This window comes from Candidatus Dormiibacterota bacterium (assembly GCA_035532835.1).
GTDB lineage: Bacteria > Vulcanimicrobiota > Vulcanimicrobiia > Vulcanimicrobiales > Vulcanimicrobiaceae > DAHUXY01.
Window position 1 is genome coordinate 84,430 of record DATKQG010000023.1, and the last position, 14,248, is coordinate 98,677.

Genomic DNA, 14,248 nt, shown 5'->3' on the forward strand with positions numbered 1-14,248 from the left:
AAAGATTGCTCAGGCATACGGCGGCCGCGCTCGCGATACCAATATAGCGCAACCAATGCCGGCGGCCTCTTCGGAATTTCTCAACCACAGCGTAAGCCGCTCAAGAGCCACCTTACGGCGCTAACGAGGGACGAAATCCCGAAAGCGTCGACACGAAACACCGTTGTAATTTGCATAGGCAAATCTTCCATGCTTCTACGCCGCCGGTTTCACGAGGCGGATAGCCGCCTCGCGAGCGCCTTCGGCTCCGCAGGCTGACCCGGCCCAACTCTCCGGGTATCGTGCGAGATTGCGGGCCGCATTCACATCGCGGTCATGGGCCGTGCCGCACGATAAACACACCCAGCTTCGCTCGCCGAGCGTCAGATGCTCATTCTTCACCTCGCACATCGAGCACAGTTTTGATGACGGGTACCAACGATCGGCAACAATGAGCGAAGCTCCAGACATCTTCACCTTATACTCAAGTTGTCGTCGAAACTCGAAGAATCCGATGTCCGCAATAGCGAGAGAGAGTTTCCGATTGGCGAGCATTCCCCGCACGTTGAGGTCTTCGATCACGATGATACCAAAACGCTGCACGAGGTCGGTCGTGAGTTTATGCAGCGCGTCTGCTCGGATATGGGCAATGCGTGCGTGAAGCCGCGCGAGCGTGGTTTTTGCTTTAGCGCGATTGCACGAACCCTTAACCTTCCGATGAAGAGCACGATTGAGTCGCTTGAGTTTGCCGAGGAGCCTCCGTAGCGGTTTCGGCGATTCAATCGGCGTCGAACCATCCGAAAGCGTTGCGAGGTGAGCGATTCCAAGATCAATGCCAACGATCCCGCGCGCCGTTCCCTCCGCCGGAATATCCCCGACATCAACGATGAATACGCAGTACCACGCATCAGCCTGCCGTGAGATCGTCGCCGAGAGAATCGAGCCCGCGAAGCGCACCTCTTCGCGCATCCGCACCCACCCGATGCGGGAGAGCTTCACGCATTTGCCATCCACGCAAACGGCGTTCGGACGCGTCTTGTCGGTGCCGTTGTCGACGCGAAACGCCTCGTGTCGGCCTTTTTTCTTAAAGCGCGGCCTACGAATCCGTTGAGCTTTGAGCTGACCACGTTTGAACCTTGCGCAATCATCAAAGAAGTTCTTGTATGCTACACCGAGATGCTTGATCGCGTGTTGTACGACCGTCTTTGGGACCTCGTACATCCAGGGGAACTCGCTCGCCTTGCGTGCATTGAGCGATTTACGCAACGACGCTTCGGTTGGAGTGCCTCCGGCACGATACTCGCGCTGCCACTCCGCAAGCGCCCAATTATACGCAAAGCGAGCCGTTCCGCAGGCTCGGCGAAAGGTGCCTTCTTGTGCTGCCGTTGGTACCAGGCGAATCCTGTGCGAGACGATCATTCAGGGGCTACCCGAGCCAATGCGCGCTCAATGCTGATCGCCCGATTGCGAGCCGAACGACGCCCGTACAACCGCGCGCAAAAACTCGTCAAAATCGCGATCATATCCTGCACCAGATCATCGTTCCTCTCGCCGGAATCCACCACAATGAGACGGCGCCCCGATGCGGCAAGCGCAGCTTCCAAATACTCCGAACCGAAACGAGCGAAGCGATCACGATGTTCGACCACGATTGCGCTAATACGCGCATCTGAAAGGAGCCGCAAGAGTTTACGACGCTTACCGTTGAGCCCCGATCCGACTTCGGCAACCGCTTCAACGACATGGAGGTCGTGCGAGGCTGCGTAGGTTGCGAGTCGCGCAAGCTGCCGGTCGAGATCGTTGCGCTGATCGTGGCTGCTAACGCGAGCATAGAGCGCAATTGCCGAGGGTTTCTCGTCGATTGGGGCATCGACCAAGATCGTGCCGCCCGCAAGTTGCTTCCAAGGGACCGGCATCGCATCGTTCTTTACCCACCGCCAAGCGGTGGTATAGGAGATGCCTTGTCGCCTGGCCCAATCAGCGAGTTTCACAAATAACACTTACCATACGAACGTACGTTTGGCAATATATGCCTATCGATCGAGTAACAGCTCGTAGCCCCTTTCGACGATCGGGAATAAACGCGGATATCGAATGTGCCGCGAATTTTCGACCCAGGCGGAAGCCCTGCCTCCATCGCCCTGCCCCGCGAACCTCGCTCGCGAGCGACATGCGGACTCAGGTTATAGATTCCCGCTCCTCGAGTTTTGCGAGGATGTCCGCGGTGGTGCCCACCTCGCCGATACGTGGGAAGATGCGTTCGATCGAGTTCTGGTGCGCTTCGGGGCGCGTGTCGGCCATTGCGTCCGCAGCAAAGGCGATATTGTAGCCATGCTCCCATGCGTTGCGAGCCGTCGATTCGACGCCGATGCTGGTGGAGATGCCGCACAGCACGATCCCGGTAACGCCGCGACGGCGCAGTTGTAAATCGAGGTCCGTCCCGTAAAAGGCTCCCCATTGGCGCTTGGTCACCTGGATATCGCTCGGGGCAAGAGCCAGTTCATCGACGAACTCCGCGAATTCCGGCGTCGGTTTGGCCCCGGACGACGGCTCGTCGGTGCGCGTCTTGACCGCATCGCTGCGATCCGCCGCAACCGTCACGTGGACCAGCACTACGGGCAATCCGGCCGCGCGAAACGCCGCCGCGAGCCGAGCTGCGTTGGCCACGACGCCGGCCGAATCCGGATGCGTCGGCCTGGCGACGATACCGCGCTGCAGATCGATCGCCACAAGCGCGGTCTTCGGGTCGAGTTTGGTGATGGGCATGTCTTCCTTATCTCCTTACCGTTCGTAGATCCAGCGCATGATACCGCGCGGCACGAGGTCGTGCTCCAACGTATGCAAGCGCTCCAACACCTGGGCTTCCGATAAGCCTTCGATGTACAGCGGCATACGCACCAAAATCGGCCCGCTATCGGCCTGCGGCGTCACAACGTGCACGCTCACGCCGCTCCACGCGCTTCCCGCCGCGATCGCATCGCGCACCGCACGTGCACCGCGATACGCCGGGATGTACGACCCATCGGCAAGCCCTACCTCGTCACGCGTTGCATCGAACGGCAGGTACGCCGGATGCACGTTGATCGTATCCGGAAATGCGTCCAGAAATGAGGGGGCCAGCAGATGCATCCATCCGAGCAGCAACAGCAACTGCGGCCGTTCGTTCCCGATTGCCTCGAGTAAGCGTGCGTCGTACGCAGCCCGGGACTCGTTCGCTCGATCCCTGGCGACCACGCGGGCCGGAATTTTCGCCACACGCGCGCGCTCGATCGCAAACGCATCGGCCGTGTTGCAAACCAGCGCCGCGATTTCCAGCGGGAGCGTACCCGCACGCACCCGCTCGAGCACGGCTTGGAAGTTCGTCCCGCTACCCGACGCCATCACGATGGTGCGAATGCGCTCCTCACCACCGTCGCGAAGCGTGAAACGTTCGACGACCCGTGCGCCCACGCGCTCGACATAGTAGCGTTGCAAGCGCTCGTCACCCACCGCTGGAATGAGCGCGCGCCGATATCCGCGCGTGCGCAAGCTACAGAGAGCGGCTTGCAGCAGCGCGCCTCCGAGCGGTCCGCCGCGCTCGCTCGCATTCACGCCGAATGGCCCAAAAATGCCGACACCGGGTTCGGTGGCGACACAGCGTAGCCATCGATACCGCAGCCCCTCCGGCGCATACGTTGCGAATCCCACGGCGCGGCCATCGCGCAGCGCCGCCACGGTGCTCCCGGCGTAGGCTTCGCCGCTCCACGCGCCGCCGAACGTTTCATCGATCCACGCCAGGGTCGCATCCGCGGCGCCTCGCCGTTCATCGAACGTGCAACCCGAGCCGACGATGGCCGCAATCGCGTGCTCCTGCGCCGTCGCATCGAAACGTTCGTCCAGATCGACGATTAAGTTCACCATCGCTCGCAAGGGCGGCTATACGCGCGCTTCGTGCACGACCACGGATGGCTCGTCGCCACGCCGCGCTTCGATCCAGCCGGCGACGAACGCACCCGGTGCAGCCGCCACGGCCTTCGCCGCATCGGCGAGCGGGACGACCAGCGTGTAGCCGACGCCCATGTTGAGCGTGCGATAACGCTCCTCGTGCGAAAGTTCGGCTCGTTTCACCAACTCTTGCATGATCGGCGGTACGCTCCAGCGCGTCTGCTCGAAGATCGCTTTCACGTTACTCGGCAGGGTGCGCGGCACGTTCTCGAGCAAGCCGCCGCCGGTGATGTGCGACATCGTCTTCACGTGCGCGACCGTTTGGATCGCGCGCACCGCATTGTAATACGACGGATGTTCGGCCAACAGCGCGTCGCCGTACGTCGTGCCGTCGAACGGCACGCCCCACTCTTCGCGTGCGATGAATTTGCGAGCGAGCGAGTAGCCGTTGGTATGCAATCCCACCGCCGGTAGCGCGACGATCGCATCGCCGGCTTCCACCGTTTCCGGTTTGGGGAGCGCCGCGATCTCAACGGTGCCGACGATCGTTCCGGCCAAATCGAAATGCCCCGGCGCGTAGAGGCCCGGCATCTCCGCCGTCTCTCCGCCTAACAGCGCGCACATGTGCGCGCGGCATGCGCCGGCGCACCCCGCGACCACCGCGGCGGCGACCGCCGGATCGAGTTTCCCGACCGCGAGATAATCGAGGAAAAACAGCGGCGTGGCATTCACTACCAAAATATCGTTGACGCAGTGATTCACCAGGTCGCGGCCGACGCCGTCGTAGCGCTCCAATTCGGCCGCAATAAGAATCTTCGTCCCGACCCCGTCGGCCGAGGCGACCAGGGCCCGATCGCCGCCCCCGGGCATGCGCATGACGCCGCCAAAGCCGCCGATCGCGTCCATCTGGTCGGGATGACGCCACGCGCCGAGGACGCCCTTATACCGGGCAACGGCTTCGTTACCCGCGGCGATATCGACGCCCGCCTTCGCGTATGCATCCAGGTTCCGACTTTGGTCGCTCACTATGCCTCCCGCGCAGGGCCGTCCAGGCGCCGCGCACGAACAATCATCGAAGACGTTCTTCGCCATCTTCGTGGCGCTCTAGTTCACCCAAGCGAAAGGCTGACCATGCAAATCCGTACCGCTCAAGATGCGCCGGGCACCGTGCGCACCGGAGCACTCGTCGTCCCGGTCTTCTCCGATGGAGAACTCACCGGGCCGGCCAAGGCCATCGATACCGCGCTCGGCGGCGCCATCGCAGACGTGCTGGCGTCCGGCGAAATCAAAGGCAAGCTCTGCGAACTCGCGCTCATTCATGCCAAAGGCCAACCGTTCCAACGCGTGCTCGTCGTAGGCCTGGGCGAGTCGGCCAAGTTCGAGCCGTATATGCTCGCACGCTATGCGGGCGCAGCCGTTCGCTATCTTGGGCGCCGCAACGTCGAGCAGATCGCCGTGGCGCTGCCGCCGCAAGCCGCGGCGAACGCCGTCGCCTGCGCGTCGTTCGCGGCGGAGGGCGCGATCTCGGGCTCGTTCGAAACCACGAGCTATCAAGAGAAGCCCGATAAGCGCATGGCCGTCACGTCGACGACGCTGCTCTCGCACGGCCTCGATCAAGCTGCGGTTAAAACCGGTGCGAACCGCGGAACCATCGTCGGTGACGCGGTCAACCTCGCGCGTCGCCTTGCGTTAACTCCAGCGAACGATATGACCCCGACCCACCTTGCGGATGAAGCCGCCAAAGTTGCGAAGGAAGTCGGCGTAGAGATCGACGTGCTCGACGAAGCGCGCGCTCGCGCCGAGAAAATGGGCTCGTTCCTCTCGGTCGCACAGGGCAGCGCACAACCTCCGAAGTTCATCGTTATGACGTACAAGGGCGACCCGTCGAGCAAAGAGCTGCTCGCGCTGGTCGGCAAGGGCATCACGTTCGATACGGGCGGCATCTCGCTCAAACCACCGGATCGCATGGAAGAGATGAAATACGATATGTCCGGCGGCGCGGGAACCATCGCGGCGATGTACGCGATCGGCAAGCTCAAGCCGAAGCTCAACGTCGTGGCGATCGTTCCCGCAACGGAAAATATGCCGGGCGGCAAAGCGACCAAACCCGGCGACATCGTCACCGCGATGAACGGCAAGACGATCGAAGTCATCAACACCGACGCTGAAGGACGCTTGGTCCTGTGCGATGCGCTCTGTTACGCGCAAAAACTCGGCGCAACCAAGATCGTCGATACCGCAACGCTAACCGGAGCCTGCGTCATCGCGCTCGGCCACGCTGCGAGCGCGGTCGTCGGCAACAACGACGCGTTCATCGACCAGTTCGTCGCGCTCTCCAAGCCGACCGGCGAACGCTATTGGCCGATGCCGCTCTACGACGACTACACCTCCGCGATGAAGAGCGACATCGCCGATCTGAAAAACACCGGTGGCCGCCCGGCGGGCACGCTCACCGCAGGCGCATTCCTCAAGGCGTTCGTTGACGAAAAGACGCCCTGGCTGCATCTCGATATCGCAGGCACCGCCTATCTCGACAACGAGTCGGCATGGCAAGCCAAGGGGCCGACCGGCACGCCGGTGCGCGCCTTCGTTTCGCTCGTCGAAACGCTCGCTGGTTCACCTATCGTCCACGCCAACGGCGCCACGAAGGCCGGCGTCTAGAGGCTCCTTACTCGCATAAACGCAAACGACGGCCTCGGATCGTCGCATCCGAGGCCGTCGTTGTTTTACACGTTGCGCGGCGCAACTACAGCGCGAGCGTAATGCTCCCGACGCCGCCCCAACCGCTCGTGCACGTTGACTGTTGCTGGAGTTGCGAGGGGGACGGTTGATACGTCCAGGTCCAACAGTACGTTGCACCCGGCGTCAAGCTGCTAAACGTCGTTTGACCGCTCGCGTTTGTCGTTTGCGTCGCGATCACGCCGGTCGGCGTGATGTTCGGTGAATTCCCGGAAACGCCGGTCGAGAGCACGACCGATTGGTTCGCGACCGGTGCGCCGCTCTTGGTCGTAATGATGAGTACCGATGTCACCGATGGCGGCGTCGAACTTCCACCACCGACTCCACCGCCGCATGCGGAAAGGGCGAGCGTGACGCAGAGGATCGCGAATAGCTGCTTCATTGACGAAGCCTTCGCAATGCCTCGCGCCCCATCCTCGCCCGGCGCGGTAGCGGCGCTAGCGCAATTCGCGTTTCGCGCGGTCCACTTCAGCCTGCGTACGGTGCTGGATCTCGCTGGCCGCGGAGACCAGTCGCTCCATGGGGGTCATGCTATTCCCAGCCACTTCGCGACGCGTCTTTTCGGCGTTGGCTGCGGAGCGATGCATCGCCTCATCGGCACCGTCGCGGACATCGGCTACGGTCTTCTTGGCTTGGTCGATCGCTGAATCAAGTGCGTTCTTCATACCAAGACCCTATACCCGATTGGGGACGCTCGAAACGGACGAGGGCGGCCTTGCGCAGAAGGCGGTAAGGCCATGTCACAGCAGAATGCCGCCAAAGGCGAAGACCGCCCATACGAGCCCGCCAAGGGCCCCGCTCTCCGCCGGATTACGGCGGGCGCGATCCTGCGGCGCAAGGGCAAAGCGCCATTTCCGATGATCACCGCCTACGATGCGCCGTTCGCGCGCTTCGCCGAGGAGGCCGGTATCGATTTCATCTTGGTCGGCGATTCGCTCGGGAACGTCGTCCTTGGGTACGACGAAACCACGCCGGTAACGCTCGAGCAGATGTTGCATCATACTGCGGCAGCCGTTCGCGGAACGTCGCGAGCGCACATCGTCGGCGATATGCCCTTCGGTTCGTATCAGGTTAGCGACGAGGATGCGCTGCGCAGCGCCATTCGTCTGGTGAAAGAGGGCGGCGCGTGCTCCGTTAAACTCGAGGGCGGGAAGCATGAGTCGCAGCGCATTCGCGCGATCACCGCGGCGGGTATCCCGGTCATCGGACACATCGGCGTTACGCCGCAAACCGCGGGCTTAGGCCCAGGATACAAGGTGCGAACCAATCGCGAGCGCCTGCTCGAAGATGCGCTCGCCGTGCAAGATGCCGGCGCATACGCGATCGTGCTCGAGGTCGTCGATCCCGAAATCGCCCGCGAGATTACGGAAACGCTGCGCATCATCACCATCGGCATCGGCGCCGGCCCGCATTGCGATTCGCAGGTGCTCGTCTTGCACGACGCCCTGGGCATGTACCCGAAGTCGCCGAGCTTCGCGAAGCGTTTTGGGGAACTCGGCCAGGCCGCCGTCGCCGCGCTGCAATCGTACGCGGAAGACGTCCGCTCGGCCGCATTTCCGCCGGAACCATAACGGCCGCGCGAACGCGCCGGCGTTACACTCGCTGTGAAGCCTGCTCGGCGATTTCCTCGATGTGGCGCGCATCCGTCCCGCAACAGCCACCCAAAACCGTCAGCCCAAACTCGTGCGCGCACGCCCATAGATCGCGTGCGAATACCTGCGGCTCGGCTTGCTCCAACCGTGCGCCCTCTTCGAGTTCCTGCGGCGGCAACGGCGAGCCGTTGGCCTTCAGGCCGACGACGCGATGCGCGAGATCCGGCGCGGCGCGAAAGAGTGCGGCGAGCGCCGTTGCGGCGTTGGTCGGATAGATGCAGCCCAGCATATAGTGCCACGGCCGTCGGCTTGGATCGGCATCGAGGCGTTCGATAGCGGTTGCCAACGGCGTACCGTCCATCATCGTTCCATCCGGGCGTATCATCGGCGCGACCGCGAACGGCAGCCGCGTCTGCGCCATTGCCGCGCAGGCGCCGAGCAACGCATCGCAACTCGGAAACGTCGCCGCGTACAAAATATCGACGCCTGCATCCGCCAGCGCCACCGCCTGCTCGCGATGGTACGCTTCCGCTTCGACGGCTCCGAGCGCATGGGTGGGGTCGTAACCATCGGTCGCCGGGCCGATCACGCCGGCCACGATCGCGCGTGCGCCGGTTTGGGCGATCACGTCGCGAATGAGCGCGACGGCTTCGCGATTGTACCGCGTAACGTCGGTAGTCCAGTTTTGGCTCGCGCGCCAGGTCGGCGTGCCGAGCTGGATCGGCAGATCGAACCGCGCGGCGATCTCCGCGTAGCTGCGATAGATCTGCGTGAGGATCGCGCGCCCCTGCGCGTCGTCCAGCAATTCGAACGAGCAAAAGTCGCGCAACGAGCGATGAAACTCATAGATGATGCGCGTCTCGATGCCGCCGTCGGTGAGCACCAACGGCTCTCTATAGAGGGTGATCAACCAACGAGTTCGCGGGTTTCATGCGCGGCCGGCGCATTCGGATAGGTGCCGGTCAAGCAGCCCAGGCACATTTCGCCGTGCTCGCGTCCGGTCGAAGCCACCAACCCGGACAAGCTGAGGTAGCCGAGCGAATCGGCGCCCGTCTTCTCGCGAATCTGTTCGATCGTATAATTCGCGGCAATCAACTCGTCGTACGTCGCCATATCGACGCCGAGGTAACAGGGGTGTTTGATCGGCGGCGAGGTGATGCGCAGATGCACTTCTTTCGCACCCGACTCGCGCAGCAGCGCTACGATGCGGGGCGTTGTCGTACCGCGCACGATCGAATCGTCCACCACGATCACGCGTTGTCCGCGCAGGTTCTCCACGACGGGATTGAACTTCAACTGCACGCCTCGCGAGCGCATCTTCTGATCCGGACTGATGAACGTTCGCCCGATGTAGCGGTTTTTGATGAGCCCTTCAACGTACGGCAGATCGGCCTCCGCCGCGTAACCGATGCCGCCGGGGACGGCCGAATCCGGCACCGCCATCACCACATCCGCTTCTACCGGATGCTCCTTGGCGAGTTGCCGGCCCATCGCGTAGCGCGCCATGTAAATCGAGCGACCGTTCAGCGTCGAGTCCGGCCGCGCGAAATAGATGTATTCGAACATGCACAGCGCCGGTTTTGCCGTCTGGTTGGGGCCGCGATGCGATTCCATCCCGGCCGCGGTAATGCGAATCACTTCGCCCGCTTCGATCTCGCGCACGTACTGCGCGCCGACCGTGGCAAGCGCGCACGATTCCGACGCGACGACGTAGCCGCCGTCTCCGTACGTTCCCAAGCAGAGCGGACGCACGCCCCACGGATCGCGAAACGCATACAACTCATCTTTGGTGATGAGGACGACCGAGTACGCGCCTTGCGCAACGCCGAGAACGTGTTGGATGCGCTCGAGCATCGATCCCGGCGCCTCGACTAAGACCTTGGCCATCACTTCGGAGTCGGAGCTGGCGAGCAAGGTGGTGGTCGGTGCGAGCGACTCGCGCAAATCGTCGGTGTTGGTGAGGTTGCCGTTGTGCACGAATGCGAAATCGCCGATCTCGGTTCGCTCGAGCAGCGGCTGGGCGTTGACGACCATCGAAGAACCGGTCGTCGAGTACCGGGTATGGCCGACGGCGATATGTCCCGAGAGCGCCCCGAGGCTCTCCTCGTCGAAGATCGCGCCGATCAGGCCCATCTCCTTATGCGAGCGAATCGTCCCGCCGTCGGCGGCGGCGATGCCGGCCGACTCTTGCCCGCGGTGCTGTAACGCGTACAACGCAAAGTAGGCAAGACGCGCGGCCTCACGGCCCGGCGCATAGACTCCCGATATCCCGCACATGCTGTAGCTCTGATTCTAACAGGTGGCAGCCTCTTCCGGCCTGCCTTTAGTCGTTCGAGCGTCTCCCCCCGAAAATCTGGAGCAGAGCGAGAAAAATATTGATGATATCCAGGTAGATGCTTACGGCCATCATGACGGGCGAAACGCCGTCTCCGCCGGCGCGAATCCGGGCAAAATCGATCAACACGAAGCCCGTAAAGATCACCAGCGTAATCCACGAGTACACCGTCGGGGAAACGAAATGCAAGAAGATGCCGACGATGCCCACCAGCACCAGGCCGAGCAGCGCGATCATGAATATGCCCTGGAAGCGCCGTAAATCCAGGCCGGTCGCATAGACGATCGCGGCCAGGGCGAACATGCCAAGGCCCGTCGTGAGCGCCGCGTTAAACACGATGCTCGGGCCGCCGGCGAGATTCAGGTAATGCTCGATCGTCGGCGAGATGCCGACGCCTTCGAGAAATGCGAAGACGTAAAACAGCAGCAGGGCGAGCCCCGGGTTGCTTTGCACCGCAGACATGACGAAGAGCAGAATGAGCCCCCCGATCAGCGCGAACAGCCCTATCCCGAACGGCACGGTCGGGAAGAGTATCACGGAGAGCGCGGTAACGCACAGGCCGACCGCCGTGATGCCCAAGACCTGAGCTAGAAGCGATTGGGTGGCCGCGCGGGCGACCGGTTGTTGCATCTGATAAGCCATCGTACTCTCTGATAACCTCCGTTGCGGCTCGAAGTTACACTCGCGGCGGCCGAGCCCTTGCACCGAACACCTGTTCGATGTATGCTCCCAAGATGCGCGGCGTCACCGTTATCGAGCAGGAAGCCAAATCGATCGTCAATGCGGTCAAGGGCATGCCGTTCGCTTGGTCGATCAATCCCTACCGCGGGTGCTTCCACCAGTGCCGTTTTTGCTACGCCCGCCGCACGCATACGTATCTAGAAGAGGACGGCGAGGGCTCCTGGGGCAGCCGGCTCTACGTGAAGACCAATGCCCCCGCCCTCGCCCGGCGCGAACTGGCTAAACGCAGTTGGAAGCACGAGCAAGTCGCGATTGGGACGGTGACCGACCCCTACCAACCGCTCGAAGGCCGCTATCGCCTGACCCGAGGCGTCCTCGAAGCGCTGCGCGATTACGAAACGCCCGCCGCCATCATCACGCGTTCGCCACTGGTCGTGCGCGATATCGACGTGCTCCAGTCGATGGCGGGGCGTGCCGGCGTCAGCGTATCGATCAGCATCGCGACGCTTGACGAGCGCCTCTCGCGAGAGATCGAACCCACCGTCGCTCCGCCCAAACAGCGCTTGCGCGCGGTACGCATGCTGGCCGATGCAGGCATCCCGGTGAACGTCGCGTTAGCGCCGGTCTTGCCGCGGATCACCGATGCCCCCGCATCGCTCGAAGCGGTGATATCAGCAGCCCGAGAAGCCGGGGCGCAACGCGTCTGGCACAACACGCTCTACCTGCACGAAGTCACGCGCGAGGCCTTCTTCAGCTATCTGCGCGAGCATCGGCCCGAACTACTCGCCGAATACGCCGATCTCTATCGCGGCAAGTACGCCCCGCGTGCGATCTCCGATGAAATCAGCGAACGCGTGAGCGCGCTGCTGGCGCGCTTTCCATCGCGCACCGTACCGCGCATCGTTTCGCAAGCACCGTTGCAACTCTCGCTAATCTAGGCGTCACACGTCAACGAAACTACGATAGGCCAACAACAGATCGCGGCGCGTGACGATGCCGATTAGTTTTGCGCCCTCGTCGCCTAGAATCGGGAGCAGGGGAGTCTCCATGTCGGCCATCAGCGTGGCCGCGCGTTCGAGCGTATCCGATGCCACCAACGATTCGACATCGCGCTGCAAGATCGAACGCACGGGCATATCGCCTTGCCCGGATGCAATCGCCTGCGCGATGCCGGTGGTCGTGACGATCCCGACGAAACGCTCGCCGTCGCAGACCGGCATCGCGAGCTCGCCCGGATCGGCGTCGCGATCGAGCAGAGCCCGAATCGGTTCATCCACCTGGCCGACGACGGGCGCCGCCCGCACCACGCTCGATACCGGGACCTTCGCGAAAAACCGAGGATTACGCACCCGCTGCCAATTGATGCCGCGACGAATCAGTTTGCGTTCGTATACCGTCGAGCCGAGCAACCGCCGGCCCAGCAGCGTCGCGATCACAACCGCAACCATCAACGGCAGAATAATCGTGTAGTCGCTCGACATCTCGAACACGATCATAATCGCGGTGATCGGTGCCTCGGCAGCTGCGGAAAAGACCGCGGCCATTCCGACCAAGCCGTATGCTGCCGCGGGGCCCGTCCACGACGGAAATGCCTGATGGATGATCCGGCCGAACCCGTCGCCCAGAAACGCGCCGGTAAAGAGCGAGGGCGCGAATACTCCGCCGGAGCCGCCCGATCCCAGTGTCAACGACGTAGCGATCGGTTTGAGCGCGGCTAACGTAAAGGCGTGGAGCGCCGGCACGTGTTCGTAGAAAACTTGTTGGATGCTATCGTATCCCACCCCGAAGATCTGGGGGAACCAGATGCCGATCGCCCCGACTCCGGCGAACCCGATCGCGCCTTTGCTCCACTGCGGCAATTGAACGCGATCGAACACGTCCTCGACAAAGTACAACACGTTGACGAACCCGGTCGCCCACATCGCGGCAATCAAACCGAGAATCGCGTAGAACACCAACTCCCACGGCGATACCAGCGCGAATGCAGCGGCGCTAAACGATGGATGATTGCCCAAAAACGCGCGCCCGATGACGGCCGACACGACCGATGCAACCACAATCGCAGCAAACGAACGCGGCGCGAATTCGCCGAGAATCACCTCGGACGCGAAGAACACGCCGCCGATTGGCGCGTTGAAGGTCGCGGATATGCCTGCCGCGGCGCCGCATGCGACCAAGGTGCGCACGATCGGCGCGGGCGCGCGCACGATTTGACCGAGAACCGACCCCAGTGTCGAACCAATCTGCACGATCGGTCCCTCCCGCCCGCAACTGCCGCCAAATCCAATCGAAGCTGCCGATGCGATCGATTTGATAGCAATGATCCGGGGACGCATCACGCCGCCGCGTAGCGCCACCGCCTCCATCACTTCCGGGACGCCGTGTCCGCGCGCCTCCGGCGCGAAGCGCGCGGCCACGAATGCTGCGATCGTCCCGCCGATCGCCAACTGCACGACGATGCCGACCGGCCCGATGTGCGCGTGTAAAAACGGCCCGATCTCTCCAAAAGCCAAGGCTCCGGCAGCCGCGATCATCCAGCGAAAGGCTATCGCGCCGAATCCGCCTCCCAAGCCGATCAGCGTCGCCGCAGCGATCATGAACGCGCTCTGCGACAGGGTAAAGCGCCCGAGCTTCATAGCGTAGGTGTTGTTGCGCGATTCGAACGTGATTAACATCGACCGTCCCGCTCAGACGACATTCTTATCGTATTCGAGCGTCTCCATCAGCTCGAGAACCGCAGGTTCCTCATCGCCGGTCCGCATCGCTTCTACGAAGCAATGTTGCAGATGATGGCGCAGTTCGATCCTTCCGACCCGATCGAGCGCGGACCGAACGGCGGAGAGCTGCCGGAGCACCTCTAAGCAGTACGCGTCCTGATCGACCATGCCTACGATCGCATCGAGATGCCCACGTGCCGTTTTTAGGCGACGCACGAGATCGGCCTTGACCTCGGGATCCAGAGCAACGACGGCCGTACGATGGTCGGGCATACGCTATC

15 protein-coding genes are annotated in these 14,248 nt (G+C 62.6%); 3 read left to right on the plus strand and 12 right to left on the minus strand.

From position 1 onward, the window contains the following. Positions 1 to 195: 195 nt before the first annotated feature. From VMW12_03175 to purM, 5 genes are all read right to left on the minus strand, one after another. Complete coding sequence (locus VMW12_03175) at positions 196 to 1,398, minus strand: transposase (protein ID HUZ48729.1); 1,203 nt, start codon at positions 1,396 to 1,398, stop codon at positions 196 to 198. Further along, the gene (locus tag VMW12_03180) at positions 1,395 to 1,970 is read right to left on the minus strand and encodes an IS607 family transposase (GenBank protein ID HUZ48730.1); all 576 of its coding nucleotides are present in this window, start codon (positions 1,968 to 1,970) and stop codon (positions 1,395 to 1,397) included. The genes VMW12_03175 and VMW12_03180 overlap by 4 nt, the downstream gene beginning before the upstream one ends. A gap of 187 nt (positions 1,971 to 2,157) precedes the next feature. Beyond that, positions 2,158 to 2,745, minus strand: coding sequence for a hydrolase (locus VMW12_03185; GenBank protein ID HUZ48731.1), 588 nt, complete (start codon positions 2,743 to 2,745; stop codon positions 2,158 to 2,160). 15 nt (positions 2,746 to 2,760) lie between these two features. Beyond that, positions 2,761 to 3,879 carry a GNAT family N-acetyltransferase gene (locus VMW12_03190; GenBank protein HUZ48732.1) on the minus strand — a complete coding sequence of 373 codons (1,119 nt, stop codon included), beginning with the start codon at positions 3,877 to 3,879 and terminating at the stop codon, positions 2,761 to 2,763. A 15-nt stretch (positions 3,880 to 3,894) separates the two neighbouring features. Then, positions 3,895 to 4,929 carry a phosphoribosylformylglycinamidine cyclo-ligase gene (gene purM, locus VMW12_03195; GenBank protein ID HUZ48733.1) on the minus strand — a complete coding sequence of 345 codons (1,035 nt, stop codon included), beginning with the start codon at positions 4,927 to 4,929 and terminating at the stop codon, positions 3,895 to 3,897. A 105-nt stretch (positions 4,930 to 5,034) separates the two neighbouring features. On the opposite strand from purM, the gene VMW12_03200 reads away from it, so the two are divergent. Beyond that, positions 5,035 to 6,564 (plus strand): leucyl aminopeptidase, encoded by a 1,530-nt coding sequence (locus VMW12_03200; protein ID HUZ48734.1) that lies wholly within the window; start codon positions 5,035 to 5,037, stop codon positions 6,562 to 6,564. An 85-nt stretch (positions 6,565 to 6,649) separates the two neighbouring features. Here VMW12_03200 and VMW12_03205 read toward each other — a convergent pair whose 3' ends face one another. Continuing rightward, the gene (locus tag VMW12_03205) at positions 6,650 to 7,024 is read right to left on the minus strand and encodes a hypothetical protein (GenBank protein ID HUZ48735.1); all 375 of its coding nucleotides are present in this window, start codon (positions 7,022 to 7,024) and stop codon (positions 6,650 to 6,652) included. A gap of 55 nt (positions 7,025 to 7,079) precedes the next feature. Continuing rightward, the gene (locus tag VMW12_03210) at positions 7,080 to 7,307 is read right to left on the minus strand and encodes a hypothetical protein (protein ID HUZ48736.1); all 228 of its coding nucleotides are present in this window, start codon (positions 7,305 to 7,307) and stop codon (positions 7,080 to 7,082) included. A gap of 72 nt (positions 7,308 to 7,379) precedes the next feature. Here VMW12_03210 and panB point away from each other — a divergent pair, with 72 nt between their 5' ends. Next, positions 7,380 to 8,213: a 3-methyl-2-oxobutanoate hydroxymethyltransferase gene (panB, locus tag VMW12_03215; protein ID HUZ48737.1), complete on the plus strand. Its 834-nt coding sequence runs from the start codon at positions 7,380 to 7,382 to the stop codon at positions 8,211 to 8,213. Between the two features lie 22 nt (positions 8,214 to 8,235). Here panB and VMW12_03220 read toward each other — a convergent pair whose 3' ends face one another. From VMW12_03220 to VMW12_03230, 3 genes are read right to left on the minus strand one after another with little or no spacing between them, the layout of a single operon-like run. Then, positions 8,236 to 9,144 carry a homocysteine S-methyltransferase family protein gene (locus VMW12_03220; protein HUZ48738.1) on the minus strand — a complete coding sequence of 303 codons (909 nt, stop codon included), beginning with the start codon at positions 9,142 to 9,144 and terminating at the stop codon, positions 8,236 to 8,238. Next, positions 9,141 to 10,511, minus strand: coding sequence for an amidophosphoribosyltransferase (gene purF / locus VMW12_03225; GenBank protein ID HUZ48739.1), 1,371 nt, complete (start codon positions 10,509 to 10,511; stop codon positions 9,141 to 9,143). The genes VMW12_03220 and purF overlap by 4 nt, the downstream gene beginning before the upstream one ends. A gap of 46 nt (positions 10,512 to 10,557) precedes the next feature. Beyond that, positions 10,558 to 11,199 carry a Bax inhibitor-1 family protein gene (locus tag VMW12_03230; GenBank protein ID HUZ48740.1) on the minus strand — a complete coding sequence of 214 codons (642 nt, stop codon included), beginning with the start codon at positions 11,197 to 11,199 and terminating at the stop codon, positions 10,558 to 10,560. 89 nt (positions 11,200 to 11,288) lie between these two features. Here VMW12_03230 and VMW12_03235 point away from each other — a divergent pair, with 89 nt between their 5' ends. Next, the gene (locus VMW12_03235) at positions 11,289 to 12,188 is read left to right on the plus strand and encodes a radical SAM protein (GenBank protein HUZ48741.1); all 900 of its coding nucleotides are present in this window, start codon (positions 11,289 to 11,291) and stop codon (positions 12,186 to 12,188) included. A 3-nt stretch (positions 12,189 to 12,191) separates the two neighbouring features. Here the strand turns inward: VMW12_03235 and VMW12_03240 are convergent, their stop codons facing one another. Together VMW12_03240 and VMW12_03245 are read right to left on the minus strand one after the other, a co-directional pair. Next, the gene (locus VMW12_03240) at positions 12,192 to 13,925 is read right to left on the minus strand and encodes a chloride channel protein (protein ID HUZ48742.1); all 1,734 of its coding nucleotides are present in this window, start codon (positions 13,923 to 13,925) and stop codon (positions 12,192 to 12,194) included. A 12-nt stretch (positions 13,926 to 13,937) separates the two neighbouring features. Further along, positions 13,938 to 14,240: a metal-sensitive transcriptional regulator gene (locus VMW12_03245; protein HUZ48743.1), complete on the minus strand. Its 303-nt coding sequence runs from the start codon at positions 14,238 to 14,240 to the stop codon at positions 13,938 to 13,940. Between the last annotated feature and the right edge of the window lie 8 nt (positions 14,241 to 14,248).